General features: G+C 69.0%; 24 protein-coding genes. 16 read left to right on the top strand and 8 right to left on the bottom strand.

Annotation, left to right across the window (positions count from 1 at the left end; translation table 11 throughout):
* Positions 1 to 79 precede the first annotated feature (79 nt).
* Positions 80 to 2053: an ABC transporter ATP-binding protein gene (locus tag M3B11_RS06220; protein WP_259875881.1), complete on the top strand. Its 1974-nt coding sequence runs from the start codon at positions 80 to 82 to the stop codon at positions 2051 to 2053.
* A 67-nt stretch (positions 2054 to 2120) separates the two neighbouring features.
* Here the strand turns inward: M3B11_RS06220 and M3B11_RS06215 are convergent, their stop codons facing one another.
* Positions 2121 to 2930, bottom strand: coding sequence for an enoyl-CoA hydratase-related protein (locus tag M3B11_RS06215; RefSeq protein ID WP_259875868.1), 810 nt, complete (start codon positions 2928 to 2930; stop codon positions 2121 to 2123).
* A gap of 699 nt (positions 2931 to 3629) precedes the next feature.
* Between M3B11_RS06215 and M3B11_RS06210 the strand changes: the two genes are divergently transcribed.
* From M3B11_RS06210 to M3B11_RS06195, 4 genes are all read left to right on the top strand, one after another.
* Entirely contained in the window at positions 3630 to 5354 is a 1725-nt protein-coding gene (locus tag M3B11_RS06210; RefSeq protein WP_259875867.1) for a thiamine pyrophosphate-dependent enzyme, read from the top strand.
* A gap of 128 nt (positions 5355 to 5482) precedes the next feature.
* Complete coding sequence (locus tag M3B11_RS06205; protein WP_259875866.1) at positions 5483 to 5764, top strand: aldolase/citrate lyase family protein; 282 nt, start codon at positions 5483 to 5485, stop codon at positions 5762 to 5764.
* A gap of 79 nt (positions 5765 to 5843) precedes the next feature.
* Positions 5844 to 7019 (top strand): alcohol dehydrogenase catalytic domain-containing protein, encoded by a 1176-nt coding sequence (locus M3B11_RS06200; protein ID WP_259875865.1) that lies wholly within the window; start codon positions 5844 to 5846, stop codon positions 7017 to 7019.
* A gap of 58 nt (positions 7020 to 7077) precedes the next feature.
* Complete coding sequence (locus tag M3B11_RS06195) at positions 7078 to 7386, top strand: 4a-hydroxytetrahydrobiopterin dehydratase (protein ID WP_259875864.1); 309 nt, start codon at positions 7078 to 7080, stop codon at positions 7384 to 7386.
* 326 nt (positions 7387 to 7712) lie between these two features.
* On the opposite strand, the gene thpR is transcribed toward M3B11_RS06195, so the two are convergent.
* Together thpR and M3B11_RS06185 are read right to left on the bottom strand one after the other, a co-directional pair.
* Positions 7713 to 8279, bottom strand: a complete 567-nt coding sequence (gene thpR / locus M3B11_RS06190) for an RNA 2',3'-cyclic phosphodiesterase (protein ID WP_259875863.1) — start codon at positions 8277 to 8279, stop codon at positions 7713 to 7715.
* A gap of 34 nt (positions 8280 to 8313) precedes the next feature.
* Positions 8314 to 9546: an alpha-hydroxy acid oxidase gene (locus tag M3B11_RS06185; protein WP_259875862.1), complete on the bottom strand. Its 1233-nt coding sequence runs from the start codon at positions 9544 to 9546 to the stop codon at positions 8314 to 8316.
* Between the two features lie 107 nt (positions 9547 to 9653).
* Between M3B11_RS06185 and M3B11_RS06180 the strand changes: the two genes are divergently transcribed.
* Entirely contained in the window at positions 9654 to 10235 is a 582-nt protein-coding gene (locus tag M3B11_RS06180; protein WP_259875861.1) for a dienelactone hydrolase family protein, read from the top strand.
* Between the two features lie 125 nt (positions 10236 to 10360).
* On the opposite strand, the gene M3B11_RS06175 is transcribed toward M3B11_RS06180, so the two are convergent.
* Together M3B11_RS06175 and M3B11_RS06170 are read right to left on the bottom strand one after the other, a co-directional pair.
* Complete coding sequence (locus M3B11_RS06175; RefSeq protein WP_259875860.1) at positions 10361 to 11164, bottom strand: 3-oxoacyl-ACP reductase; 804 nt, start codon at positions 11162 to 11164, stop codon at positions 10361 to 10363.
* 100 nt (positions 11165 to 11264) lie between these two features.
* Positions 11265 to 11789, bottom strand: a complete 525-nt coding sequence (locus tag M3B11_RS06170; protein WP_259875859.1) for a hypothetical protein — start codon at positions 11787 to 11789, stop codon at positions 11265 to 11267.
* Positions 11790 to 12137: 348 nt separating this feature from the next.
* Between M3B11_RS06170 and M3B11_RS06165 the strand changes: the two genes are divergently transcribed.
* The 5 genes from M3B11_RS06165 to M3B11_RS06145 are packed head-to-tail and all read left to right on the top strand — an operon-like array spanning position 12138 to position 19445.
* On the top strand, positions 12138 to 13163 hold the full coding sequence (locus tag M3B11_RS06165) for a 3-oxoacyl-ACP synthase III (RefSeq protein WP_259875858.1): 1026 nt from the start codon (positions 12138 to 12140) through the stop codon (positions 13161 to 13163).
* Complete coding sequence (locus M3B11_RS06160; protein ID WP_259875857.1) at positions 13157 to 16057, top strand: alpha/beta fold hydrolase; 2901 nt, start codon at positions 13157 to 13159, stop codon at positions 16055 to 16057. The genes M3B11_RS06165 and M3B11_RS06160 overlap by 7 nt, the downstream gene beginning before the upstream one ends.
* Positions 16058 to 16115: 58 nt before the next feature.
* Complete coding sequence (locus M3B11_RS06155; protein WP_259875856.1) at positions 16116 to 17186, top strand: NAD(P)-dependent oxidoreductase; 1071 nt, start codon at positions 16116 to 16118, stop codon at positions 17184 to 17186.
* Positions 17186 to 17839, top strand: coding sequence for an ABC transporter ATP-binding protein (locus tag M3B11_RS06150; protein WP_259875855.1), 654 nt, complete (start codon positions 17186 to 17188; stop codon positions 17837 to 17839). Before M3B11_RS06155 ends, M3B11_RS06150 begins: the two co-directional genes overlap by 1 nt.
* A complete protein-coding gene (locus tag M3B11_RS06145) occupies positions 17826 to 19445 on the top strand; it encodes a hypothetical protein (protein ID WP_259875854.1) in 1620 nt (539 codons plus the stop codon). Before M3B11_RS06150 ends, M3B11_RS06145 begins: the two co-directional genes overlap by 14 nt.
* A 17-nt stretch (positions 19446 to 19462) precedes the next feature.
* Here M3B11_RS06145 and M3B11_RS06140 read toward each other — a convergent pair whose 3' ends face one another.
* Entirely contained in the window at positions 19463 to 19798 is a 336-nt protein-coding gene (locus M3B11_RS06140; protein ID WP_259875853.1) for a hypothetical protein, read from the bottom strand.
* Positions 19799 to 19954: 156 nt separating this feature from the next.
* Here M3B11_RS06140 and M3B11_RS06135 point away from each other — a divergent pair, with 156 nt between their 5' ends.
* The gene (locus tag M3B11_RS06135; RefSeq protein WP_259875852.1) at positions 19955 to 21904 is read left to right on the top strand and encodes an acetate--CoA ligase; all 1950 of its coding nucleotides are present in this window, start codon (positions 19955 to 19957) and stop codon (positions 21902 to 21904) included.
* 181 nt (positions 21905 to 22085) lie between these two features.
* Here the strand turns inward: M3B11_RS06135 and M3B11_RS06130 are convergent, their stop codons facing one another.
* On the bottom strand, positions 22086 to 22424 hold the full coding sequence (locus tag M3B11_RS06130) for a hypothetical protein (RefSeq protein WP_259875851.1): 339 nt from the start codon (positions 22422 to 22424) through the stop codon (positions 22086 to 22088).
* Here M3B11_RS06130 and M3B11_RS06125 point away from each other — a divergent pair.
* The 4 genes from M3B11_RS06125 (at position 22423) to M3B11_RS06110 (ending at position 25147) form a co-directional block, all read left to right on the top strand.
* Entirely contained in the window at positions 22423 to 22989 is a 567-nt protein-coding gene (locus M3B11_RS06125) for a peptidoglycan-binding protein (protein WP_259875850.1), read from the top strand. The two genes, M3B11_RS06130 and M3B11_RS06125, sit on opposite strands and share 2 nt — an antisense overlap.
* 154 nt (positions 22990 to 23143) lie before the next feature.
* Positions 23144 to 23707: a cell wall-associated hydrolase gene (locus tag M3B11_RS06120; RefSeq protein WP_259875849.1), complete on the top strand. Its 564-nt coding sequence runs from the start codon at positions 23144 to 23146 to the stop codon at positions 23705 to 23707.
* 168 nt (positions 23708 to 23875) lie between these two features.
* The gene (locus M3B11_RS06115; protein WP_259875848.1) at positions 23876 to 24454 is read left to right on the top strand and encodes a peptidoglycan-binding protein; all 579 of its coding nucleotides are present in this window, start codon (positions 23876 to 23878) and stop codon (positions 24452 to 24454) included.
* Positions 24455 to 24760: 306 nt separating this feature from the next.
* Complete coding sequence (locus tag M3B11_RS06110; RefSeq protein ID WP_311197721.1) at positions 24761 to 25147, top strand: metalloregulator ArsR/SmtB family transcription factor; 387 nt, start codon at positions 24761 to 24763, stop codon at positions 25145 to 25147.
* Positions 25148 to 25224: 77 nt separating this feature from the next.
* On the opposite strand, the gene M3B11_RS06105 is transcribed toward M3B11_RS06110, so the two are convergent.
* Positions 25225 to 26160, bottom strand: coding sequence for a DMT family transporter (locus M3B11_RS06105; RefSeq protein WP_259875847.1), 936 nt, complete (start codon positions 26158 to 26160; stop codon positions 25225 to 25227).
* Between the last annotated feature and the right edge of the window lie 20 nt (positions 26161 to 26180).

Here is a 26180-nt window from a genome sequence, read left to right as displayed (position 1 = left end):
GAAGCCCACTGCGACGGAACCGACCGACCCGACCACTGATCCGGCCGCTGACCCGGCCGCGGCGGGCACCACCTCGGGCATGGCACCCACCGCCACGGGCGCGGTCGACGAGGCAGACGACAACCAGCCCCCGCCCTCAGCCGGCGACTGGGGGACAGCGCCGATGGGCAAGGCGAAGGCGTTCTGGCCGAACTTCAACCGGCTGGCCGGCTGGTTCCGCCCGCACGCGCTGCTGCTCATGCTCGCGCTGCTCTCCGGCGTGGCTGCGGTCGTGCTCACGGCGCTGGGGCCGAAGATCCTCGGCGAGGCGACGAACATCGTCTTCGAAGGCGCGATCGCCTCGCGCCTGCCGACCGGTGTCAGCCAGGACCAGCTCGTCGGCCAGCTGCGCGCCGAAGGCCGCACCACCGAGGCCGACATGCTCGCCGCCATGCACATCACCCCAGGCCAGAGCATGGATGTCCACGCGCTGGGTCAGACGCTGCTGCTGGCGCTCGGGGTGTTCCTTACCGGGTCGGTGATGCTGTGGGCGATGTCGGCGCTCGTCAACGTCGTCATTCAGCGGGTGATGCGGCTCATGCGCACCCGGATCGAGGACAAGATCCACCAGGTGCCGCTGTCGTACTACGACCGGATGCAGCGCGGAGATCTGCTCTCGCGACTGACGAACGACCTCGACAACCTCAGCCAGGTGCTCAACCAGTCGGTCGGGCAGATCGTCAACAGTGTGCTGACGATCATCGCGGTGCTCGTCATGATGCTGACGATCTCGCTCAAGCTCACGCTCGTCGCTCTCGTCGCGATCCCGCTCATCGCGGTGGTCGTCGGGATCATCGCGACGCGCTCGCAGAAGCAGTTCGTCGCCCAGTGGGCCGAGACCGGCAAGCTCAACGCCCGGGTCGAGGAATCCGTCACAGGGCATGCGCTCGTGCGCGTGTTCGGCCGCAGCGGCGACGTCCAGCGGGCCTTCGATGCCGAGAACGAGCAGGTCTACCAGGCCAGTTTCAAGGCGCAGTTCCTCTCGGGTGTGCTGATGCCGATGATGATGTTCCTCGGCAACCTCGTCTACGTCGCCATCGCCGTCGTCGGTGGGGTCATGGTGGCGACCGGGTCGCTGCGGCTGGGTGATGTGCAGGCGTTCATCCAGTACTCACGCCAGTTCATGCAGCCCCTCGGGCAGCTCGGCGGGATGGCCGCTCAGCTGCAGTCGGCCGTGGCGAGCGCCGAGCGGGTCTTCGAGTTCCTCGACGTCGAGGAGGAGGTGCTCAACCCGGATCCGGTTGAAGGTGCGCGCCCGGTGCGCGGGGCGATCGACTTCGAGCACGTGCGCTTCTCCTACTCGCCGGACAGCGAGCTCATCCGCGACATGAACCTGCATGTCGAACCGGGTCAGACGGTTGCGATCGTCGGGCCGACCGGGGCGGGGAAGACGACGCTGGTGAACCTGCTTATGCGCTTCTACGAGCTCGACGGCGGGCAGATCCTCTTCGACGGTGTCGACACCGCGCAGATGTCACGGGCCGCAGTGCGTCGCAGGATGGGCATGGTGCTGCAGGATACCTGGCTGTTCGGCGGCTCGATCGAGGAGAACATTGCCTACGGCAACCCGGATGCCGGGCCCGATGAGGTGCAGCGTGCCGCCGAGGCGACCTATGTCGACCGGTTCGTCCGCAGCCTTCCCGCCGGCTATGACACGGTGCTCGATGAGGACGGCACGAGCCTGTCGGCCGGTGAGAAGCAGCTCATCACGATCGCGCGCGCCTTCGTCGCCGACCCTCCGGTGCTCATCCTCGATGAGGCGACCTCCTCGGTCGACACCCGCACCGAGGTGCTCGTCCAAGAGGCGATGCATGCGCTGCGGGCCGGCCGGACGAGCTTCGTCATCGCCCACCGGCTCTCGACGATCCGCGATGCTGACGTCATCGTCGTCATGGAGCACGGCGACATCGTCGAGCAGGGCTCGCATGAGGAGCTCATCGCCGCCGGCGGCGCCTATGCCGGGCTGTACCGTGCGCAGTTCGCGCAGGCGGTGGCCAGCGGCGAAGAGGAGTAGCAGGCTGGCAGCGGCCGGCGGTGCGCACAGGGCTGCGCTGGGCCTCCCCGGAGGACGGCGGCAGCGCTCAGCGCTTGCGGGCTGCGAGCTCGGCCATCCGCTTCTCGACTGCCTGCTGCTGTTCGGGTCCGCCGATGAGCGAGCGGATCGCGTCCTGTTCGGCGGCGAATCCCGCTGTGAGATCGGCGGTGGCGGCCAGGTCGACGAGCTGCTTGGCTGCCTGCAGGGCCGGGCGGGACTTCTCGGCCAGCTCGCGGCCGAGGGCGAGCGCTGCGGCGTTGGCGTCATCGGCGAGTTCGTCGACCATGCCCCACGCGAGTGCGGTGTCGGCGTCGATGACGCGGCCGGTGAAGATCGCCAGCTTGGCCCGGCCGGGCCCGATGAGCCGGGTGAGCAGCTGGGTGCCGCACATATCGGGGATGATCCCCCAGTTGACCTCCATCATTGAGGCCTTGAGCTCGCGGCTGGCGATGCGCACGTCGGCGCCGAGGGCGATCTGCAGCCCGCCGCCGTAGGCGACCGACTGCACAGCGGCGATGACCGGGGCGGGCACCAGCGACCATACGTGCACGCACTGCTGGGCCAGGGCGCGGGCGGCGCCGAGGGGCTCCTCGGACTCCGGTGATCCCCCGCCACCGGAGACCATCCGGCCGAATTCGCTGACATCGAGGCCAGCGCAGAACGCCCGGCCGCGCCCGGAGAGCACGACGGCGCTGACATCATCGCGGTCGATGAGGCCTGTGCCGATCTCGACGAGGTCGGCCATCACCTCGCCGGTGAGCGAGTTGAGGGTCTCGGCCCGGTCGATTTCGACGTGGGCGAGGCCATCGGTGACGGTGAGGACGACGGTGCCGTGGGAGGCGCGGGTCTCGGTCATGGTGCTCCTTTGCAGGCCAGGGGCGGGCGGGACAGGTGCCGTCAGCCTATCGCGAGAACCGCCTCGGGAACCGATTCCGCCTTTGGGGCGGTCGCGGATCCGGAGAGTCGCCGGTGCTGGGCGCGGCGCCACCCTTTCGCTGATCGTCTCGTCGATGGTTCTGGCCAGCAGCTGCGTCGTCTCGAGGCGGTGCAGTGTCAGCCAGGTCTCATTTCAGTTCGCAATCATTCTTCTCGCAGACGCTTTCAGGCAATCGGACGGGCCGGTGCAAGTCAGAACACGCCCGACATGTGAGCGGTCCCACTTTCGTTCGTATCGATGACGACGCAGGTCAGAGGGCACGAGTCAGTCAAGGGCACTTGCATTCATGCACAGGGAGGAGGACAGTGGAAACCGGAGTGGACGCCATGCCCGCCGGAAAGGTCAGCGATGTGCAGGCTTGTCGGTCTCAGCGCTGGGCGGCAGCGCGTGGAAGCGACAGTCTGGCTGAACGCCGTCCCTGCCGCCGACGACGAGTCCTGCGCTCTGCGCTATCCCGGCACCCACGAACTCCATCTGCTCAGCCGCGAGATTCCGGCCCTCCCGCGCACCAGCCCGCCACCCGCATCACACGGCCTCCGCCTCGGCGACGGGACGCAGCCGCGCCCACAGCCACCCGCACCTGACCACACGGACGCACACGAGTAAGGAGCCCATGCCATGACGACGATCGCCGAGCACATCATCCGCACCCTCGCCGACCACGGGGTCGAGCAATCCTGGGGTGTCGTGGGCGATGCGCTCAATCCGCTGACCGACGCGATCCGCCGCGACGGGCGGATCCAGTGGATCGGGGTGCGGCACGAGGAGGCGGCCGCGTTCGCCGCTGGCGCCCAGGCTCAGCTGAGCAATCGCATCGGGCTGTGCATGGGCACCGTTGGGCCGGGTTCGGTCCACCTGCTCAACGGCCTGTACGACGCGAAGAAGTCCCACACCCCGGTGCTGGCGATCTGCGGGCAGGTGCCGAGCGCTGAGTCCGGCAGCGACTACTTCCAGGAGGTCAACAACGACCTGCTGTTCGCCGATGTCGCGGTGTACAACCAGACGATCACCTCAGCTGAGCAGGCGCCGCAGATGCTCGAGCAGGCGATCAACACCGCCTACGCCGAATCCGGGGTCGCGGTGCTCACGCTCCCCGGCGATCTCGGCACCCTCGAACTCGACGATCCGGTCGAGCCGGCCCTCGCCGGTCCGCTGCCGGCCGGAGCGCCGGCGGCAGCCCAGCTCGATGCCGCAGCTGCCGCGCTCAACGATGCCACGGCTGTCACGGTGCTCGCCGGCATCGGGGCGCGGGAATCCCGGGCTGAGGTGCTCGCGCTGTGCGAGACGCTCAACGCGCCGATGGTCGTGACCATCAAGGGCAAGGACGCCTTCGACGACGACAATCCCTTCAACGTCGGACAGTCCGGGCTCATCGGCAATCCGGCCGCAGCCGAGGCCTTCGACGGCTGCGATGTGCTGCTCATGCTCGGCACCGACTTCCCATACCGGGAGTGGTTCCCCGAAGGCAAGACCGTCATCCAGGTCGACGTGCGCCCAGCCCACATCGGCCGGCGCACGCAGGTGAACCTGCCACTGGTCGGCGATGTCGGTGAGACCCTGCGGGCCCTGCAGCCCCGGCTGCAGCCGAAGAAGGACGACAAGCTGCTGACCAAGGTCCAGAAGCGCTACGCCGACTGGCGCAGGCACCAGGGCATCCTGTCTGACCCCGAGGGCGGCACCGCCTCGTTGCTCGAGCGGATCCGCGGGCTGTTCGACAACCCTGATGACCGGGTCCGCCCGGAGATGGTCGGCGCACTGCTCGATGAGCTCGCCCCGGCCAACACGGTCTTCACCTCCGATACGGGCATGTCGACGGTGTGGATGTCGCGGTTCATCAGCATGCGCGATGAGCGCCGCCTGCTCGGTTCGTTCAATCTCGGGTCGATGGCCAATGCTCTCCCGCAGGCCCTCGGTGCGCAGGCGCTCGACCGGTCTCGGCCGGTGGTGGCGATGTGCGGTGACGGCGGGCTCATGATGCTGCTCGGCGATGTGCGCACCGCGGTCACCTATGATCTGCCGGTCGTTGCGGTCGTCTTCAACAACTCCCGGCTCGGCATGGTCAAGCTCGAACAAGAGCAGGGCGGGCTGCCGGAGTTCGGCATTGAGCTCGACAACCCGGACTTCGCCGCCGTCGCCACGGCCATGGGATGGACCGCCCGCCGGGTGGAAGAGCCGGAGGACCTGGAGGAGTCGCTGCGCTGGGCGTTTGCACAGAGGTCCCCGGTGCTCATCGATGTGCTGACGAACCCCGAAGAGATCTCCGTGCCGCCGAAGCCGACGGTCGAACAGGGCTGGGGCTTCGCGATCGCGAAGGTCAAGGAGACCCTCGAAAGCCGCCGCTGAGTTTTACGGTCACCGGCCTGATCCCCCGGACCGGTGCCCTGGCCTCGTCGAGGTCGGGGCCCCGCTGTGGGCGATGGCGGACGAATCGACGTTGACTGCGATCTCGAGAGCGCTCGAGTTTGGTACGGGTGCCCGCGACCGATGCGACGATCATCAAGCAGGTCCTCGATCTGGGAGCGCAGAACATCCTCGTGCCAACGGTCTCGACGCCGGGCATCGACGGGGTGTGCGTCGGACCCTCCGACCTCGCCGCCGCGATGGGGCACCTCGGCAAGCAGACCCACCCCGAGGTGGTTGCTGCGGTGCCCAGTTCATCCTCGTCGGCGCTGATGCCGCGATCGTCGCCCGCGGGGCGGAGAAACTCGACGCGGACTTCATCGGGAACTGAAGATGCACAGGCATTGCCCTGATGCTCACCGCCGCCCTACGATGAGGATTCTACCGCCGGGATCCGGGCAGGCCGCGCCTGCCGGGCTGAAAGGAGAGACGATGCAGATCACCGGAGCCGTCCTCGAACAGATCGGGGCCGACCGCCCCTACGCCGACACCCGGCCGCTGACGATCAGCCACCTCGACCTCGACGAACCCGGTCCTGAAGATGTGCTCGTGCGCATCCGCGCAGCTGGGCTGTGCCACTCGGATCTCTCCGTCGTCGACGGCAACCGGCCCCGCCCCACCCCGATGCTGCTCGGCCACGAGGCCTCCGGCATCGTCGAACAGGTCGGTGAGCAGGTCACCGACATCGAGCCCGGCCAGCAGGTGAGCACCGTGTTCCTACCCCGCTGCGGGCAGTGCGCCAACTGCGCGACCGAGGGCAAACTGCCGTGCACTCCCGGCACTGCGGTCAACAACGCCGGCACACTCGTCGGCGACCGGATCCTGCTGAGACGCGACGGGGCTGAGGTGCGCCACCACCTCGGCGTCTCCGGTTTCGCCACCCATGCGGTGCTGCACCGCTCCTCGGTGGTGCCGGTCGGAGCGGATGTGCCTGCCGACATTGCCGCGGTCCTCGGCTGCGCGGTGCTCACCGGCGGCGGCGCGGTCATCAACGCCGGCCGCCCAGCTGACGGCGATGACGTCATGGTCGTCGGGCTCGGCGGGGTGGGGATGGCTGCGCTCATCACCGCACTGTCGCTGAAGAAGCGCGCCCGGGCCGGCAGTGACGATGGTGGCGGCGACGATGGTGGCGGCGATGTCGGCAAGGTGATCGGCGTCGATGCGAATCCGGCGAAGCTGTCTCGGGCGATCGAGCTCGGCGCCGATGCCGGTTACACCCCAGCCGAGGTGGCCGAGAAGGGTGTACGCGCCGCTGTCGTCATCGAGGCCGCCGGACACCCGAAGGCCTTTGAGACCGCCGTTGCTGCGACCGGGATCGGCGGGACGACCGTGACCGTCGGCCTGCCCGCACCGGATGCGCGCTCGGAGATCACCCCGCTCGTGCTCACCGCTGAGGCGCGCACGATCATCGGCTCCTACCTCGGCTCGGCTGTGCCGGCACGCGACATCCCGGTCTATGAGCGACTCTGGCGTGAGGGTGCGCTGCCGGTCGGCGAACTCATCTCCGGGCACATCCGGCTGGAGGAGATCAACGACGCCCTCGACACCCTCGCCGACGGTCAGGCCGTCCGCCAGGTCGTCATGTTCGACGAGCCGGCGGAGGGCTGAGGGCCTCATGCAGAGCCCGCACTTCTCAGCGGCTCTGCGCCTGTGACACGGCTGAGCCATGAGTGATCCGAAGAAGAAACTCAGTCCTGCAGAGATCGCCGGGGCGAAACTGACCGGTTGGGAGCAGCGCGACGAGACGATCGTGGCGACGTTCCGCACCGGCGATTTCGCCGCGGGCCTGGAGTTCACCAACCGGATCGGCGCTGCCGCTGAGGACGCCGACCATCATCCCGACATACTGCTGTCCTACCCGCAGGTGCAGGTGACGCTGTGGAGCCATGATGTCGGAGGGCTGACGAGCCGTGACGTCCGCATGGCCCGGAAGATCAGCCAGCTGGCAGCCGAAGCGGGCATCGAAACCGTCTGAACCCGGCTGTGAGCGATGGTGTGCACGTCGTGTGGAATGGAGACTTCTCGGTTCCACACGAAACGCACGCTGATCCGGCGATGGTGCGCACGTCGTGCGGAATCGGCGTGCGTCGAGTCCACATGAACTGCACGCGGCCAGCCGGGCCAGCCCGGTTTCGGGACCTCAACAACGTTCACTGCAACATCAACGCTCGTCGATGTGGTAGTCAACGACTATGAATCCGGGTTCTGATGGTCGTTGAGTACCACATCCAGGCTCGTCGATGTGGTGGTCAACCAGGCTCGTCGATGTGGTAGTCAACGGCGATCGCGGCTCTGACGGGCTCAGCCCCGCCCTGTCAGCCGGTGCGTTCCGAGCATTTCATGCCGGGTCGGCCCGTGCCTGCGGTGAGAAGCGACAAGACTGATCTCCTCGACCCGCCACCGCAATACGGGGAAGGCGTCGAGGATCTGCAGCCATTTCGTCGCGTTGATCGCCTGCCTGCAGGTGCGGGCGATCGTCAGGTGCGGCACCGGGTCGGTCGAGTCGACACGGGTGCCGGCATTGTTGGCGACATTGCGCGCCCGATGCTGCAGGCGGATGACCTCATCCCGCCCAGCCCCGATCCCGAGGTAGAGCACCTTCGCCTCGGCCGCGTTCGGAAACGCTCCTCCCCCAGCCAACTCGATGTCGAAGGGCGCGATCGTCTGGGCGGTCTCGGCGAGCATCTCGTCGATCCGGTCCTCGCAGTCGGTAGTGACATCGGGCATGAACGCCAGCGTCACATGCCACAGCCGTTCAGCTGTGAAGCGCAGGTTCTCGTCGATCCCGCGCCGGGGCTCGACGAGCTCACCCAGCGTCTGCACGATCTCAGACGGCGGGTGGATGGCGGTGAACATCCGCTGTCCCATCAGTCCTCCCCAATCCCGAACCCTGACCGGCCCCTCAGCCCTCGCCGCGGTCCCGCTCGGCCTTCCGGACCATGTCCGGGTTGAGGTCCGCGAGAGTTGCGGCACCCATGAGTTGCATGGTCACCCGCATCTGCGCTTCGAGCAGTTCGAGGACCTTGCGCACGCCGGCCTCACCAGCGGCCATCAGGCCGTAGAGGTACGCCCGGCCGATGAGCGTGAAGTCGGCACCGTAGGCGAGCGCAGCGAGGATGTCGGCACCGTGCATGATTCCGGAGTCGAGGATGATCTCGACATCGTCTCCGGCGGCGGCACGCACCACCGGCAGGGCATCGAAGCTCGTCGGCGCGCGGTCGAGCTGGCGACCGCCGTGGTTCGATACGACGAGGCCGTCGGCGCCGTTGTCGAGTGAGCGCTGCGTGTCCTCGGCGGTGAGCACACCTTTGACGAAAAGCTTCCCGGGCCACTGCTCGCGGATCCAGGCGAGGTCCTCCATCGACAGGGTCGGGTCGAACATGCCGTTGACGAGCGCCGCCAGCGAGGACGTGTCATCCGACAGCGACGCAAAGGTCAGCGGGTCAGTGGTGAGGAAGTTGAACCACCATTCGGGTCGGTAGGACGCGTCGAGCACGGTGCCCAAAGTCAGCTTCGGGGGCACGGTCAGGCCGTTGCGCACGTCGCGCAGCCGCCGCCCGGCGATCGCGGTGTCGACGGTGACGAGCAGGTTGCGGTAGCCGGCAGCCCAGGCCCGCTGGATGAGGTCAAGAGACGCTTCCCGGTCGCGCCACAGGTACAGCTGGAACCACTTCGTCGCATTCGGTGCGGCTGCGGCGACGTCCTCGATCGACTGGGTGCCCATCGTCGACAGCGAAAACGGCACGCCGGCGCGTTCAGCCGCTCGCACCCCGGCGACCTCGCCCTCGGCCTGCATCATGCGGGTGAAACCGGTCGGCGCGATGCCCACCGGCAGCTCGAAGGTCTCGCCGGCGACCGTGGCGCGCAGATCGATGTCGTCATTGGCGGCCAGGATCGCGGGGATGAATGTCAGTTCGCCGAAGGCATCCCGGTTGCCATAGTGCGTGCTTTCGGATTCGGCTGCCCCATCGACGTAGTCGAACGGTCCGGTCGGGGTTCGCCGTTTGGCGATCCGCCGCAGATCCTCGACGCTGCTCACCCGGCTCAGCCGGGCCTGGCGGCGATTGCGCTGAAGGTCGAACTGCAGCAGCGGGCCCAGATCGGCCCAGCGGGGTATGCGTCGTCGTAGTGCCATGGCCACAGGCTACCGTCTTGCCCGCCGTCGCCGAGGCGGTGGTCGCCAGAGGAGATCCGGACCCAGACGGTCTGGGCACCACCGGGTGCGTGTGCCAGGATGAGGCCATGGCTGATCTTGTGCTCTTCCATTCCGCGCTCGGGCTGACCGAGGGCATGTCCCAGTTGGCAGCGCAGTTCTCCGACGCCGGCCACGCTGTTCACACCCCCGACTACTACGAGGGCAACGTCTTCGACACCGTCGACGCCGGCATCGCCTACCGCGATGAGGTCGGCTTCCCGGAGCTGGCGAAGAAGGCCGCCAGTCTCATCGAGGACCTCGAGGGCCCGCTCGTCTTCGCCGGCTGGTCACTCGGTGCCGCGATGGCGCAGTCGATGGGCAAGCGCGATCCCCGCGCGGCCGGCGCGCTGCTCTTCCACGCCGGAGGTGTGCCGAAGAAGACCTCGTGGCAGGCCGGAGTGCCGCTGCAGATCCACTATGCGATCGGCGATGAGTGGATCGATGCCGGTGCACCGGAGCTGCTCGTCGCCTCCGTCGCCGAGGCGGGGGCGAGCGCCGCGCAGTTCGTCTATTCCGGCAGCGCGCACCTGTTCACCGACCCGTCTGCCCCGGAGTACGACGCGGACCTGGCCCGGCTGCTCATGGCCCGGGTGCAGGCGTTCCTGGCAGTGGAGATCGACCGCAGCTGAGAGGCGCGGCGCCGCCCGGCGATGAATTCCTCCAGCGCTGCACCGGTCAGCAGTGTGCTGTCGTTGCGGCGGTCGTCGCACCCAGCCGATCGCCCACCGAACCGGAGGAACTGCCCACCGACGGCTCAGTCCATCACGAGGCCGTTGTCGACGATGAGGTTCTGGCCGGTCACCGCACGCGAGGCGGGTGAGGCGAAGAACGTCACCGCCGAGGCGAACTCCTCCGGCGTCGTGACATGCCCCAGCGGCGTGGTGGATGCGATTGCGTCGAACACCTCGTCCGGGGTGGCCGAGGACGCGTCGGTGGTGCGCAGCAGCCCGCCGGAGACCATGTTGACGCGCACGCCCAGCGGGCCGAGGTCCTTGGCGTAGGTGCGGGTGAGCGAGAGCAGCGCGGCTTTCGCGGCGGTGTAGTCGTGGTACGGCACGACGGGGTTCTGGAACAGGTTGGTGCCGATGTTGACGGCCCGGCCCGAACCGATCTCGCGGAATCCGTTCATCGCCGCCTGGATGACGTGCATCGCTCCGCCGACGGTGCCGCGGAACTGCTGCTCGAAGGCGGCGAAGGCGATCTCATCGGCGTCCGGGCGCTCATCGCCGTTGAAGGAGAAGTCGACAAGCGCGTTGTTGATGACGGTGGAGACCGGCTGGCCGAACTCCTCGCGGGCGGTCTCGAACATCGCCACCACCTGGCGGAAGTCGGTGACGTCGGCTTCGACGGCCAGCGCGCGACCGCCTCGGGCCCGGATCTGCTCGGCGAGCTCCTGGGCCTGGTCAGCCGAATAGCGGTAGTTGATGACGAGCGCCGCGCCCTCGCGGTAGAAGGCCTTGACGAGCGCGGCGCCGAGCCCGCGGCCGCCTCCGGTGACAAGGACGAGCTGTTCGTTCAGCGGCAGCGCCGCCGTCGTGTGAGCCTGCGCGTTCGACATCGAAACTCCCTAAGGCTGGGGCCGCACGCGGCCCGTGGACGTGAGGTGTCACCAGCCTATCCGGTTCTCACGTGTCTGAGCAGACGGCCCTCAGGCGGGCTCAGCCCCGTCCGGCGCGTTCGGCTGCGCGGCGCTGCCTGCGGGAGAGGAACTCTGCGTCGCCAGCGGCCTGATCCGCTCCCGAGGCGGTGGCGGCCGATTTCGAGCCGGTGGTGACCGGTTCAGAGGCGGTGGCGGCCGGTTTCGAGCCGGTGGTGACCGGTTTCGAGCCGGTGGTGACCGGTTTCGAGCCGGTGGCGGCCGGTTCCGAGGCAGAGGATCCCGCCTCGGCGACGTCACGCGCTGGGCCGGAAGCCTCACCCGGGCGGGTCGCAGCAGCGCCGTCGGCGGGACGGTCGCCGTCCTCACCACCGGGCAGTTCCGAACGGTCGAAGCCGAGCTTCCTGCCCTGGGCGGTGAGAGGGTAGAGGATGAGGAACCACAGAGCGATGAGGACGCCTGCGATGATGAGGATGTTGCCCCAGGCCGGGATCGCGCGGTCGAAGGTGAGAAGCGCCTCCTGCCGCGCTCCGGCGGTCGCGGTGGGGATGACCTCCGGGGCGCCGACGAGGCCGTTGGTGGCCATGAAGCGAGCAGAACGCACACCGCCGGGCCTCGGCGCAGCGGGGAACGGAGGGTGTTGGAACAGCCGTCTCCCTGCCTGGCCCCGGCGATCGCGGCGCGCCTCACGGCGCGCTGCGCGCCCACACCCCGGTGACCACAAGCCTCCTTGCCCTCAACGATCAGCCGCACACCGCCTCGGCCCCGGTGCCGTCACTCCTCGCCTCCAGATCCCTGCTCGGGGCCGAGACCGCCGCCTGACCGCACAAGGACGCCGTACGCCGGGCACCTGCCCGTTGCAGTGATTTGCCAGCTTGGGTATTAGGATGAGTCGGAGACTCTGCACCGTCAACCTCGCGAAACGGACCCTTCTTTGAACGGCAATTCGACTTTCCGGCATTCCAACGTCGCACTCCTCGGCCTGGCCGAGGTGACGGCACCCGTGGAGGTCACTTCGGCCTCCTTCGACGAGCGGCTCGGCGGAACCCTCGAACGCCTCAACCTGCCTCACGGTCTGCTCGAGCGCGTCGCCGGTGTGCGTGCCCGCCGCAACTGGGAGCACCCCTCGGACTTCTCCACCGGTGCCGCCGAGGCCGGGCGCACGGTGCTGCGCGAGACCGGCATCGACGCCGAACAGGTCGGGCTCATGATCAACGCCTCCGTCACCCGCGAGAAGCTCGAGCCCTCAGTCGCGGTGTCGGTCCACCACGGCATCGGCCTGCAGCCGCACGCCATGAACTTCGATCTCACCAATGCGTGCCTGGGGTTCGTCAACGGGATGACCCTGGCAGCGACGATGATCGACTCCGGCCAGCTCGACTACGCGCTCATCGTTGCCGGTGAGGACGCCTCCCGGGTGCAGGAGTCGACGATCCAGCGGCTCTCCCGCTCGGATATCACGCGCGCGGAGTACCTCAACGAGTTCGCCTCCCTGACCCTGGGCTCCGGGGCGTCGGCGGCCCTGCTCGGCCCAGCCGACAAGCACCCGGAGGGCCACCGGATCCTCGGTGGGGTGACCCGGGCGGCGACGTGGAACCACCAGCTGTGCGTCGGCGACCACGACGGTATGTTCACCGATGCCAAGGGCCTGCTGGAGAACGGCATGGAGCTCGTCACCACCGCCTGGCACACCGCCCACGGCGACGGCTGGGACTGGCGGAACATGGACGCCTACGTCATGCACCAGGTCTCTGACATCCACACGAACTCGATCGTCAAGGCCGTCGATCTCGACACGACCCGGATCCCGAAGACCTACCCGCAGCTCGGCAACGTCGGTCCGGCTTCCCTGCCGATCACGCTCACCCGCAAGGCCGCAGAGCTCACTGCCGGTGACCGCGTACTGTGCATGGGCGTGGGCTCGGGCCTGAACACGGCGATGACGGAGATCGAATGGTGAGACTGCCCGGTCTCAGCCCCCGCCTGCCGGCCCGCCCCGCCCAGACGCCCGGTGAACTGCCGGGCTGGGATGAGCAGTGGTCGCGGCTGGTGACCGTCGGCACGGTCGACGGCGAGCGCACCTTCCACGTCCTCGACACCCTCCCGGCGCTGCAGGCCGAAGGGCTCGCACCAGCCGGCACGATCCTCGCTCTGCACGGCAACCCCACCTGGTCCTACCTGTGGCGCCACCTGGCTGCCGCCTCCCTTGACCGTGCCCGAGGCGGGGGTCCCGTCTGGCGGGTCATCGCCCCAGACCAGCTGGAGATGGGTTTCTCCGAACGCCTCGCACACACCGGCCTGCCGACCACCCACGGTCCTGGCTTCCGGCGCATCGCCGAACGCGTCGCGGACTTCGACGCCGTTGCCACCGAGCTCCTCGCAGAGTCCCCGACCGAGCGCACCGTCACCCTCGGCCACGACTGGGGTGGGGTGCTGTCGCTGACGTGGGCGGCGCGCAATCAGGACCGCATCGACGCGGTCGTCTCCCTCAACACCGCCGTCGCCCAGCCGGAGGGAACACCGATCCCGGCACCCCTGCAGGCAGCTCTGGCCGGTCCGATGCTGCCGCTGTCGACGGTGCGCACCGACTGGTTCCTGCGCACTACCCTCGCCCTGGCCCAGGGCTCGCTGAGCGATGAGGAGAAGGACGCCTTCCGCGCCCCGTACCGCACGGCTGAGCTGCGCGGCGGGATCGGCGCCTTCGTCGCCGACGTCCCGGCGGTCGAAACCCACCCGTCGTATGCCGAGCTGCAGCGGCTCGGCGACGACATCGCCGGCATCGACCTGCCGGCCCTGCTCATCTGGGGGCCGAAGGACCCGGTGTTCTTGGAGCGGTTCCTGCGCGATCTGCGCCACCGCCTGCCCCAGGCGGATATCCACCGCTGTGAGAAGGCCTCCCACCTCGTCAGCGAAGACGCCGATGTCGCCGGCATCGTCCTCGACTGGCTCACCGCCCAGTTCGGCGCACCCAGCCAGGCGGCCGGTGCGGTTGACGCGACCGACGCCGTGGGAACAGCTGACGCGACCGGCGCCGCGGGGCCGGCTGACAACCAGCGGCCGGCGACCAGTCAGCAGACGGCGGCCGCTGCGCCGATGATCTTTGATGCGCTGGCCGAACGCGCAGACGATGAGGCGATCGCCTCGGTCGACATGTCCCAGCGGCCCCCGCAGTCGGTGAGCTGGCGGCAGCTCTCCAGCGTCGTCGACGGGATCGCAGCCGGGCTGCAGGCCCGCGGTCTGGCACCCGGTGACCGCGTGTCGCTGCTCGTGACCCCGGGCAACAACCTCACCGCCGCCGCATACGGCGTGCTCAAGGCAGGCGGCACCGTCGTCGTCGCCGACGCCGGCCTCGGGGTGGCCGGGATGACCCGGGCGATCCGGTCTGCCGACCCGCAGTGGATCATCGGCGAACTGCCCGGCCTCACCCTGGCCCGCACCGCCGGCTGGCCGGGCCGGCGGGTCTCCATCAGCCCCCTGCCGGGCCCCGAGCGGCTGACGCTGAACGTCGAGACCTCGCTGACCGAGCTCATCCGGGAAGGCCACGCCCACCTCGCCGCCGGCGAGCCGCTGCGAACCCCAGCACCTGCGGACCTCGCTGCGGTGCTCTTCACCTCCGGATCGACCGGCCCGGCCAAGGGCGTGCGCTACACCCACGCCCAGCTCTCTGCACTCATGGACGTGCTCACCCGGACCTTCGGCATGCGCCCGGGTGCCGGGCTCGTCGCCGGGTTCGCCCCCTTCGCACTCTTCGGCCCCGGCCTCGGGGCCACGAGCGTGACCCCGGACATGTCGGTGACCAAACCGCGCACGCTCACTGCCGCGGCCCTAGCCGATGCGATCGCCGCGGCGGACTGCACGATGGTCTTCGCCTCACCGGCGGCCTACACCAATGTCTGCGCGACTGCCGCTGCGCTCACCGAGGCGCAGCGGGCCGCCTGTGCTGGGGTCGAGCTTGCGCTCTCGGCCGGGGCGCCGGTGCCGCTGTCGCTCATGGACCAGGTGGCCGAGATCTTCCCGCACGCACAGATCCACTCCCCCTACGGGATGACCGAGGGCCTGCTGCTGGCCGATATCGACCGGCACGACGTGGCCGCGGCCGAGGCGGAGGGCACCGCTCGCACGGGTGCCACGAGCACCGACGGCTTTGCACGCACAGACGGCACCGCTGACGCAGGCCCGGGTGCACAGGCGGCGCGCGGCGTGTGCGTCGGCACCCCGATCGACGGGGTGCGCTTCGCCCTGGCCCCCATCGACGCCGACGGCCGGTCTGCCGATGAGCTGCTGACCGGCACGGACGCCCAGCAGGTGCTCGGAGAATTCGTCGTCTCCGCCGCCCACATCAGAGACGGCTACGACCGGCTGTGGTCGACCGACCAGCAGGCCGGCCGCGACACCCTCGACGGGCAGCGCTGGCACCGCACCAACGACATCGGCCACATCGACGCTGCCGGCCGCATCTGGCTCGAAGGCCGCCTCCAGCACATCATCACCACCCCGGCCGGCCCGCTCGGCCCCGGCGGGATCGAAGCACTGACCGACCGCGACCCGGCAGTCTTGCGCTCTGCGGCTGTCGGCGTCGGACCGACCGGCACACAGGCACTCGTCCTGGTGCTCGAACCCGCAGCCGGCAGCGACCCGGAATCCGGCGAACCCCTGGCCCCCGGCCTGGCACCGCTGCCGGTGGCCCAGCGGCTGCGCGCTCACGTGGCCGCCGCGACCGGCGCGGACGTCGCCGCCGTGCTCATCGCCCCGTCCTTCCCGACCGACATCCGCCACAACTCGAAGATCGACCGCTCCCGGCTGGCCGACTGGGCCGCTGCCGTGCTGGGCGGCGAGCCGATCCGCACACCCTGACCGCCGCCTCCGGCCCGCCAGCACGCGCGCCGCACCGGCCAGCATTCCAGGAGGAACAGTGAAGATTCTCGTCACCGGCGCATCCGGTCTGCTCGGCTCCTCAGTCGCTGCCGCGCTGGCCTCCGCCGGTCACACGATCACGACCCTGCAGCGCCGCCCTTCCGGGGTCGGTGGGGCCCGAGACATCGCCGCCTCGATCACTGATGCCGCCGCCGTCGCCGAGGCGGTGGCCGGCCAGCAGGCGGTCGTCCACCTGGCCGCGAAGGTCTCGATGACCGGGGATCCGGCCGACTTCGAGGCGATCAACATCGCAGGCACCCGCACACTGCTCTCAGCGGCCCAGGATGCAGGCGTGAGCCGGTTCGTGCACATCTCCTCCCCCTCGGTCGCCCACGCCGGTGACTCCCTCGTCGGTGAGGGCGCGGGCCCAGCTGATCCCGAACATGCCCGCGGCGAGTACGCCCGCACCAAAGCCCACGGGGAACTGCTCGCCCTGGCTGCTGACAGTGCAGACTTCCGGGTGCTTGTGCTGCGCCCGCACCTCATGTGGGGTCCCGGTGACACGCAGCTGACCGAGCGGGTCATCGACCGCGCCCGCGCCGGTCGGATGCCGGTGCTCGGCACCGGGGCCGCGCTCATCGACACGCTCTACATCGCCAATGCCGTCGACGCGATCGTCGCAGCTCTCACGGCAGTCGAGCACCACCACGGTGAGGCGCTCGTCGTCACCAATGGACAGCCGCGCCCGGTCGGTGAGCTCATGACCCAGATGGCACTGGCCGGAGGGGCTCGCCGCCCGAAGCTCAGCGTGCCCGTGCCCGCCGCCCTGGCCGCCGGCGCCGTCGTCGAGAAGGTCTGGGATCTCGTCGCCGAGGTTGAGGACACGCTGACCGACCGGCTGCCCGAATCGGCTGCCGCCCGCCTGCGCGAGACGCTGTCCGATGAGCCGCCGCTCACCCGGTTCCTCGCCGAGCAGCTCTCGACCGCTCACTGGTTCGACCAGCGCCGCACCCGCGAAGTCCTCGACTGGCAGCCAAGGGTGAGCATCGACGAGGGCCTGGCCGAACTCGCCGCCCACTACGGCGGCACCGCCCCCGAACCTGGGACCGCGCTGACGGCAGACCGCTGATGCTCACGACCGAGAGCCTCGTCGCCGGCTACCCGGCCGGCTTCGCTCTGCCGCCGCTCAACCTGCAGCTGACGCCAGGGTCGATCGTCCGGCTGGCCGGTGCGAACGGGGCCGGCAAGTCGACGCTGCTGCAGACGATCGCCGGCCGCCAGACCCCGCTGTCCGGCCGCGTCATGCTCGGCGGCGAACCGGCCGATCACACCGGGCCCGTGTGGAAGCGGCAGGTCGCAGCCCTCCTCGGCGACGACGCCTGGCTCACCGGGCTCACCGCCGGTGAGCACCTGACGCTGCTCGCCCGCGCCCACGACGTCACCGCTCTCGAGGCGGCCATCACCGAGATCTGTGCCGCCCTCAACCTGCCGGTCCGGTTCCTCGACGCATACCCGGAGGCGCTCTCCAGAGGGCAGCGGCGCAAGGTGCTGCTGGCCAGCGCCCTCATCCGGCCAGCCGGCATCCTGCTGCTCGACGAACCCGAGCAGAACCTCGACGCCGCCTCGGTCCAGGCGCTGCGCCGCCTGCTGATTGCCCGCGCGGAGAGCGGCACGGCGATTCTGCTCGCCACCCACGACGACGCCCTCATCGACCCCGAACGCACCACCACCGTGCAGATCTGCGAACACCCCGACGGGACGCTGGGCTATGACGCCGCCTGAACGGGCCCTGCCGCACCCCCTCACCCCTGCCGGCCTCGCCCGGCTCACCCGCAGCCGCCGCCCGCACACGCTGAGCGCCGGGGCGGTCTACACCTACGCGCTTGCCGCAGCCGTCTTCATCGCCGTCCTCGCCTCGGCCGCGCAGTCCCTGGCTGCGCCGCTGCTGGCAGCGCTCACCGCCCTGCCGGCCGGTACCGTCGCCGAGGCGGTGGTCGCCTCCCCGTTCCCCGTCCTGCAGTCGGTCCTCATCGCCGCTTGCGGGATGTCTGTGCTCACCTGGCTGCTCACCCGCCTCGGCCCGCTCGGGCTGCCCGAACCGGTACGCGTGTGGCTGTTCCAGCACCCGGGCTTCAGCCCAGCCTGGCTGCGCCGCCGTCTGAGTGCCGTCATCCTCGGCGGGGTGGCCGGCGGGATCATCATCGGGCTGCTGGCGGTCGTGCCGCACCTGTCCTGGCAGGCCGCCGGTGGCGCGGTGGTCTTCGACCTCGGCATCACCGCAGCTGCCGCGATCGCGCTTGTGGCCGTGCTGGCGGCCACCGGGGCGGCTGGTGCCCTCATCCTCATCGGCCTGCAAGCGGGCCTGTTCGGCATGACAGTCGACACCGAGCATTTCGGCGACAGGCTGCTGTGGGCAGCCGTCGCCGCACTGGCGCTGCTGGCCCTCACCGCACCGCTGGCCGACCTCGCCGGCACAGTCATGCATGCTGCAGCGAGCGGTCTGAGCGCACCGGTCGCGCTCGGGTTCGCCGCGGTCCTGGTATTGCTCATCATTGCCGCTGCCGCTTGGATGGTGCGGCGGCCTCCGGTGGTGTCGTGGCCGCAGCTCGAAGCCGGGTCGCGGTCCTCGCAGCTCATGCGCTTCGGGCTGGTGACCGCCGATGCCAATGCGATGGCCACCACCCTCTTCGCCCGCCTGCGGGCCCGCCGCGGAGGGCGGTCCGGCCAACTGGCGGCACGCCTGAAGCGACTGCCGTCTCTACTGGCCCTGCCGACCGGACTGCTCATCGGGCTGACCCGCACGGCAGGCGCACCGGCACTCCTCGCCATGGCGGTGCTGCTGCCGTGGGCAGCCAGCGCCCTGCCGCTCGGTCAGCTGCCGGTCGCCGGAGTCCTCATCGCCTGCCTGAGCCTGGGGATCGCCGGCTGGCTGGCCGTCATGAGCGTTCGCACCTCTGCTGCGAACCCGTCCTTCACCGAGGCGTTCCCGTTCAGCCTTGCCACCTGCCGGCTCCTCATCGCACTCGCCCCCGCGGCGGTGCTGCTGCCCGCCGGTCTGCTCGTCTTCCTGCCGGTGACCGTGCAGCTCGGCCAGCCGCTGCTGCTCGCCCTTGCCTACCTCTTCGCCCTCCTCTGCGCTGCGGCCGCGACACACGCTGCACTGCGCCCGCCGCCGAACTGGCTGGCACCTGCGGTCATGACCGAAGCCGGGGCGCTGCCCGTCGGCGTGATCGCGCAACTGACCGCCCCGATCCTCATGACGGCGCTCGGGGCACTGGGAATGCTGCTGGCCGCCACCACCGCAACACCGCCCTCAGCAGCAGCGGTGCTCCTCACCGGTGTGGCCGGCTGGGCGGTCTGCCGGCTGCGCTGCAGCGCACACCCGTGACCGGCTGACGAGAAGTCTCAGTCGGTGCCGTCGGGCCGCCGGGCGCCCGGTTCACCCGGCTCGGCCTGCTCGCCGCGGCGGCGGGCATTGCGGGCGGCTTCACGCTGGGCGCGGCGCAGCTCGCGCTGCTCGTCCTTGGCGGCCTCTTCGACGGCGATGCGCTTGTCGCGGTCGGCGTTCTCCTCACTCGGGCTGATGATCTCCCAGACGATGAGGGTGGCCACCAGCGTGACACCGGCGACGGTGCCGAGGCCGAGCGCGCCCCACGGGCGGGGCAGCGTGCCGAGCCCGATCGCCCAGTGGACGCCGAGCACCGCGAGCGCGGCCAAGGCCAGGGCAACGACGTAGCGCATGTTCTTCCAGCTCCTTCACCGGTGCTCCTGCGCACCGGCACGTGTCTGCAGACCCGACCACCGCCTCGGCGACGGCACCCATCCCTGCCTGAGGGTGAGCCGTGACGTTCGGGGACCCGCTGTTCAACTCTAGTGTGTCGTAGGCAACAATAGAGTATGAGCGATCACACCGACAGCGCCGCCTCGACGGCGCAGCAGCCGACAGACACTCCCTACGACCGCGCCTTCGCCCGGGCCGCCGCGGACCCTGAGGGCTTCTGGCTCGATGCCGCTGAGCTCATCGACTGGGTGAAGAAGCCGACCCGCGCCCTCGACACCTCGCGCGCCCCGATCTACCGCTGGTTCCCCGACGGTGAGCTCAACGTCTGCTACAACGCCCTCGACCGGCACGTCGACAGCGGCCGCGCCTCCGACACCGCGGTCATCTACGACTCCCCGGTCACCGACCAGGTCAAGCACTACAGCTACGCCGATCTGCTCGATGAGACCGCCCGGTTCGCCCAGGCGCTGGCCGAGCGCGGCATCAGCAAGGGGGACACCGTCGTCATCTACATGCCGATGATCCCCGAGGCGGTCATCGCGATGCTCGCCTGCGCCCGGCTCGGCGCAATCCACTCGGTCGTGTTCGGCGGGTTCTCCGCCAACGAGCTGGCCGTGCGGATGAACGATCTGCGCCCGAAGGCGATCATCTCGACGTCCTGCGGCATCGAACGCAACCGGACGATTGAGTACAAGCCGCTGCTCGACGCCGCGATCGAGAAGGCCGAGGAGGACCCGGAGTTCACCGTCATCGTCCAGCGTCCGCAGCATGAGTGCGAGCTGACCGACGGCCGCGACCTCGACTATGCCCAGCTGCTCGCCGCGACCACCGAGCACGCCCCGTGCACACCGGTCGCTTCCACCGATGAGCTCTATGTGCTCTACACCTCCGGCACCACCGGCAAGCCCAAGGGCATCGTGCGCGACGGCAGCTACGCGACCGCACTCGCCTGGTCGCTGCCGAACATCTTCGGCTTACATCCCGGCGACACGATGTTCACCGCCTCAGACGTCGGCTGGGTGGTCGGCCACTCCTACATCGTCTACGCTCCTCTCATCGGCGGGGTCACGACCGTGCTGTTCGAAGGCAAGCCGATCGGCACCCCGGATGCCTCGACGTTCTTCCGGATCGTCTCCGAACACGACGTCGACGTCTTCTTCGCCGCCCCGACTGCCATGCGCGTCATCCGCAAGGAGGACCCCGACGGCGAGATGATGAAGCGCTACGACATGGCCTCGCTCAGGGCCTGGTACATGGCCGGTGAGCGCCTCGACCCGGACACCTATGAATGGACGACCGAGAAGCTCGCCGAGGCCACCGGCCGGTCCATCCCGGTCATCGACAACTGGTGGCAGACCGAGACCGGTTGGCCGATCGCCGCCAACCCGATCGGCCTGCACACCTACCCGCTCAAGGCCGGCTCGCCGACCAAGCCGGTGCCCGGTTACCAGGTCGAGGTCCTCGACGCCGCCGGCAATCCGGCGCCGGCCGGCCAGGACGGACTCGTCGTCATCCGGCTGCCGATGCCGCCGGGCACGATGGCCACCGTGTGGGATGATGACGAACGCTACGTCTCCTCCTATCTCTCAGCCTTCGACGGCTATTACCTCACCGGCGACGGCGGGCTCATCGACGACGACGGCTACGTCTACGTCATGGGCCGCACCGACGACGTCATCAACGTCGCCGGTCACCGCCTGTCGACCGGCATCATGGAGGCCGCGATCGCCGCCCACCCGGCTGTGGCCGAATGTGCGGTCATCGGCGTCTACGACGCGACGAAAGGCCAGATCCCGCGGGCGTTCGTTGTGCTCAAGGACGGCCCGGAGACCGACGAGGAGGAGGTCAAGGCCGATCTCGTCTCGCTGGTCCGCTCGGATATCGGCCCGGTGGCGGCGATGAAGCGCGTCGACATCGTCTCCGCGCTGCCGAAGACCCGTTCGGGCAAGATCCTGCGCAAGACGATGCGCGAGATCGCCGACGGCCGCGAGGATGTCGTCGTGCCCTCGACGATCGAGGATCCCGACGTGCTGGAGAACATGCGCAGCGCACTGCGGGAGGCCTGAGCCGCATTGCGCTCACTGCGGGTTCTGGCTCGATAGCGGCCAGGGCCCGCAGTGCTGTCACCGCACGATGGTCGGAGACGCTCGGGACAGGGCGCGACACGTCTACGACGAAGGTGCATAGAGCCCCCGCGAAGGTCGTAAGCGATGAGGCCACCTCGGCTTCAACGTCGCTGAAGATCTCTCACAGTACGGACGCGTGGAGGTTTCTTTCATCTGCCCTGGTTGAAGCGCCCAGTCCAACGGTTGAGAGCTCAATGACCGCGCCGGTCCGCATGTGCATGCCGGATGCGGCAGGTGAGTGTTTGAGCTGCAAGCCGGAATTCCCACGCACAGTGCAGCCGATGATCAGGGTGCAGTCAGGTTCGAGGCCTTGAGAGATCACAAAACGGTTGCGATTGTTAAACACGTCGCCGAGACCGGGACGGGAGACGATCCCCAGACTTCCTGTCAGCCTCACCCGGGCAACTGGGCTCAGCAGACACAGCACAGAGTCAATCAACCCCTGAAAGAGCACCATCATGAAACTCTCCAAGACACTGCTGACCACCGCTGTCGCTGCCGGCATCCTCGGCGGCGGGATCATGGGGTCACCGGCGATGGCCGCCCCGAGCTTCGACCCGGCCGCGGCTCCGGTCGAACAGCGACAGGAGGCATTCACCACGGTGGCCGACCTCGACCAGACACAGATCGACAACGCCCGCACCATCATCGGTGTCGGACGCGGCGGCGCACTGCCCGACCAGGGCATCGTCATCGCCCTCATGACCGCAATGCAGGAATCCTCGATGTACAACCTCGACTACGGCGACCGTGATTCGCTCGGTCTGTTCCAACAGCGCCCGTCGATGGGTTGGGGCGCTCCGGAGCAGGTGACCGACCCGGTCTACGCCTCGAAGTCCTTCTACGGCATCAATCCCGAGGGCTCGAACCCCGGTCTCATCCAGATCGACGGCTGGGAGAGCATGGCCCCGACCCAGGCCGCGCAGGCAGTGCAGCGCTCGGCCTACCCTGATGCCTACGCCAAGTGGGAGCCGCTTGCCCGCGAACTGCTCGCCGCCCACGGCGACGCACCGGCGATCCCCTGACCCCGCCGGTCGTCCGCTGACCCCGCCTGTCATCCCCTCTGACCCGATGGCTTCCTGAGGGCAGCCCAGAACCCTCAGGAAGCCCGCTCCTCCCCTCGCCCGGACGCATTCCGGCACCGACCATCCCCACACCCTGTGACGAACGGAGCAAACCATGTCGATCACACTTCTGTCCGCCACCGCCCGCCGCATCGGCACCACCGCCGCTGCCCTGACCCTCGCCGCAACCGGCATCGCCGTCGCCCCGGCGACCGCCGCCTCGGGACCGGAAACCGCAGCCGCCCAGGAGCAGACCGCCGAACACGACCGGCGGACCGAGATCATCAACCGCGCCCAGTTCTGGGTCGACCAGGGCGTGCCGTACAGCATGTCCGCCTACTACCCGGACATCAACGGCAAGAACTACCGCACCGACTGCTCAGGATTCGTCTCCATGGCCTGGGGACTCGACGACAGCCTCAGCACTGTGACGCTCGTCGACGTCGCCCATCCGATCGCCAAGGAGGACCTGCAGCCAGGTGACGTACTCATGCGCGGTGGCCCAGGCACCGGCGGCGCCGCAGGCCATGTCGCCATCTTCAACGGCTGGGCCAACGACGAGCAGACCGCCTATCACGGCCTCGAACAGGCCGGCGACGCCGGAGCTGTGGCCCGGGAGATCGGCTACCCGTACAACGGACTGGAGGGCTTCGAGGCCTACCGCCTCAACGGCCTCTGATTCCAGAGCCATCCCACCGGCACCGACATGAGAGCGGGTCTCAGCGCAGCTGGGGCCCGCTCTCGGCGCGACTCTGCAACCGGGGCCCGCGACTGTGACGAAGCTTGCACCGCACAGCCAACCGAACCTGCTGTCGAAGTCCGCCGGGCACGGGCTAGCATGTCTGCCATGGCCAGCTCCACCCGCCGACTGCAGCTCATCGGCCCCGCCATCGGATTCAGCATCACCGCAGCGATCCTCGCCGCGGTGTTCGTCGTCGTCTGGGCCATCGGCGCGATGGGCGTGACCGGCCCGACGATCGTGCGCCAGTGGGAGCTCAGCCACGTCGACCGGCTCAACAGCAGCCAGCTCGAGAACGCCGAGACGATCATCGGCGTCGGCCGGGATGCGGACCTGCCCGATGACGCCATCATCATTGCGCTCATGACCGCGCTGCAGGAGTCCTCGCTTCGCAATCTCGACCACGGCGACCGCGACTCACTCGGCCTGTTCCAGCAGCGGCCGTCGCAGGGCTGGGGCACACCTGAGGAGGTGCAGGACCCGGTGTGGGCCGCGCGGTCCTTCTACGGCATCAATCCCGAGGGACGCAACCCGGGACTGGTGCACATCTCCGGCTGGGAGTCGATGACCCCGAACGAGGCCGCCCAAGCGGTCCAGCGCTCGGGCTTCCCGCACGCCTATGGCCGGTGGCAGTCACTGGCCGAGGAGATCCTCGAGTCCCACGACACCGTCACCGCGTCATCCTGACACCCACGAGGATTCAATGGCAGACCACACGATCGCTGAGCACACCGTCGCAGCATGGGCGAGCGATTCACAGCATGGTCGAGCGATTCACAGCATGGTGGAGCGATTCACAGCATGGTCGAGTCGGCTGCGACGACCCACACATGCTGAGCGCGACACATCCATGTATGCGGGATTCCCGCTAGATTTCTTTGAGCCTTTCAGAGGAAGCCCAGCATTTTCTGATAATTTGGCTATCCCGCAGTACAACAACCGCGATGCGACTGTCGTCGCTTGCGCCCCGTCGTCCAAAGGTACAGTCCTCCCATGCGTAACGAAGCCGACGTATATGCCCTCCGACGTACACACGACGACCATCCCCACGTCTCCGAAACACCGCTGACCGACGTCCCCACCAATGTGCCCGATGATCTGACGATCACCCGCACGGCAGAACTGTTCAAGGCCCTGGCGACCCCGTCTCGGCTGCGCATCCTGCTCGTGCTCTCACACGGTCCGACGACCGTCTCGAGCGTGGTAGAGCAGACGGCGCTGTCCCAGCCGCTCGTGTCCCAGCACCTCAAGCTGCTGCGCGGGCTGCACCTCGTCAGCGTCGACCGCGTTGGCCGCGAGGCGATCTACTCGCTCAAAGACGACCACGTCGCACACATCATCGTCGATGCCATGACCCACGCAACCGAACAGCACTTCTGATCCCCGGTTCGCTGCTGAACACCCTCACCCCTCAGTATCACCTTCGATACGACGCCTAAGCCCCGCTGCGGCCAGCCTCAGCGGGGCTTATTGCTGCTCAGGCTGCCTCTGGCACGTCGGGGGCGCAGCAGGCGCATGCCCCCGGAGACGAGCCACACCACTGCGATGACGACTGCAATGCCGGCCCACTGGCCGATCGCCAGCTGCTCTCCGGCGAGCAGCGTGCCGAGCAGAACCGCAGTGATCGGCTGAGCAAGCATGAGCGAGGCGGTCTCAGTGACCGGCAGGCGAGTGGAGAACACCGCCAGCAGGCCCCATGCGCCGGCCTGGCCGAGCACTGCCAGGCCGACCATCGCCGCCCAGCCGCCGATCCCCAGATCGAAGTCGAAGCCGCCGAGGATAAGCCCGCCGATGAGGGTGACGGCGCCGGCCGAGGTGGTGGCGACGAGCACCGGGGTGACGATGAGGCCCGGGTCGAGCACTCGGCAGCGGTGGGTGCCGTAGATGTAGACGCCGTAGAGCACACCAGAGAGCACCCCGAGGATCGCCCCGCGCAGGGGTGCGGCTGCACCGGGGTCGACGCCGAATGCGCCGCCGGTCAGCAGCATGCCCACGAGCATGATCGGCACGCACCACAGGAACAGCCGGCCGGGGTGCTGACGATGCAGCAGCCACACAAGGCCGGGGAAGACAACGACCTGGACGCTGATGAGCACCGTGGAGACGCCGACGCCGGCGTCATAGACGCTTTGGGCCCACATGATGTAGTCCAGACCGAGGAACGCTCCGGCACCTGCGGCGACTCCGACTGTCCGGCGACCGGGCAGACCACGTCGGGACACCTCGGCGACGGCGAAGGGGGCGAGCGCGATGATCGCCAGGGCGCAGCGCAGGAACGCCGCCGTCGAGGGGGTGGCCTGGGCGAGGATGAGCAGCAGCGCCGCCGAGCCGAGACCGACTGCGGCAGTCAGCACTCCGAGGCGGGCGAGTGCCGGCGAGTCGGTCAGGCTCACCGGCGCCTCGGGGCTGCGGA

This window comes from Brevibacterium sp. p3-SID960, from assembly GCF_025144725.1.
Classification (GTDB): Bacteria; Actinomycetota; Actinomycetes; order Actinomycetales; family Brevibacteriaceae; genus Brevibacterium.
The sequence above is the reverse complement of the archived record's forward strand: the minus strand, read 5'-3'. Positions and strand labels throughout refer to the sequence as shown.

What these genes read in the sequence shown, in the direction of transcription:
- M3B11_RS06110 (WP_311197721.1), top strand. Translation starts at nt 24,761, where the DNA reads ATGCGTAACGAAGCCGACGTATATGCCCTCCGACGTACACACGACGAC.
- M3B11_RS06185 (WP_259875862.1), bottom strand. Translation starts at nt 9,546, where the DNA reads ATGGCACTACGACGACGCATACCCCGCTGGGCCGATCTGGGCCCGCTG.
- M3B11_RS06195 (WP_259875864.1), top strand. Translation starts at nt 7,078, where the DNA reads ATGAGTGATCCGAAGAAGAAACTCAGTCCTGCAGAGATCGCCGGGGCG.
- M3B11_RS06120 (WP_259875849.1), top strand. Translation starts at nt 23,144, where the DNA reads ATGTCGATCACACTTCTGTCCGCCACCGCCCGCCGCATCGGCACCACC.
- thpR (WP_259875863.1), bottom strand. Translation starts at nt 8,279, where the DNA reads ATGGGACAGCGGATGTTCACCGCCATCCACCCGCCGTCTGAGATCGTG.
- M3B11_RS06125 (WP_259875850.1), top strand. Translation starts at nt 22,423, where the DNA reads ATGAAACTCTCCAAGACACTGCTGACCACCGCTGTCGCTGCCGGCATC.
- M3B11_RS06175 (WP_259875860.1), bottom strand. Translation starts at nt 11,164, where the DNA reads ATGTCGAACGCGCAGGCTCACACGACGGCGGCGCTGCCGCTGAACGAA.
- M3B11_RS06115 (WP_259875848.1), top strand. Translation starts at nt 23,876, where the DNA reads ATGGCCAGCTCCACCCGCCGACTGCAGCTCATCGGCCCCGCCATCGGA.
- M3B11_RS06200 (WP_259875865.1), top strand. Translation starts at nt 5,844, where the DNA reads ATGCAGATCACCGGAGCCGTCCTCGAACAGATCGGGGCCGACCGCCCC.
- M3B11_RS06170 (WP_259875859.1), bottom strand. Translation starts at nt 11,789, where the DNA reads ATGGCCACCAACGGCCTCGTCGGCGCCCCGGAGGTCATCCCCACCGCG.
- M3B11_RS06135 (WP_259875852.1), top strand. Translation starts at nt 19,955, where the DNA reads ATGAGCGATCACACCGACAGCGCCGCCTCGACGGCGCAGCAGCCGACA.
- M3B11_RS06130 (WP_259875851.1), bottom strand. Translation starts at nt 22,424, where the DNA reads ATGATGGTGCTCTTTCAGGGGTTGATTGACTCTGTGCTGTGTCTGCTG.
- M3B11_RS06180 (WP_259875861.1), top strand. Translation starts at nt 9,654, where the DNA reads ATGGCTGATCTTGTGCTCTTCCATTCCGCGCTCGGGCTGACCGAGGGC.
- M3B11_RS06145 (WP_259875854.1), top strand. Translation starts at nt 17,826, where the DNA reads ATGACGCCGCCTGAACGGGCCCTGCCGCACCCCCTCACCCCTGCCGGC.
- M3B11_RS06210 (WP_259875867.1), top strand. Translation starts at nt 3,630, where the DNA reads ATGACGACGATCGCCGAGCACATCATCCGCACCCTCGCCGACCACGGG.
- M3B11_RS06160 (WP_259875857.1), top strand. Translation starts at nt 13,157, where the DNA reads ATGGTGAGACTGCCCGGTCTCAGCCCCCGCCTGCCGGCCCGCCCCGCC.
- M3B11_RS06150 (WP_259875855.1), top strand. Translation starts at nt 17,186, where the DNA reads ATGCTCACGACCGAGAGCCTCGTCGCCGGCTACCCGGCCGGCTTCGCT.
- M3B11_RS06215 (WP_259875868.1), bottom strand. Translation starts at nt 2,930, where the DNA reads ATGACCGAGACCCGCGCCTCCCACGGCACCGTCGTCCTCACCGTCACC.
- M3B11_RS06140 (WP_259875853.1), bottom strand. Translation starts at nt 19,798, where the DNA reads ATGCGCTACGTCGTTGCCCTGGCCTTGGCCGCGCTCGCGGTGCTCGGC.
- M3B11_RS06220 (WP_259875881.1), top strand. Translation starts at nt 80, where the DNA reads ATGGCACCCACCGCCACGGGCGCGGTCGACGAGGCAGACGACAACCAG.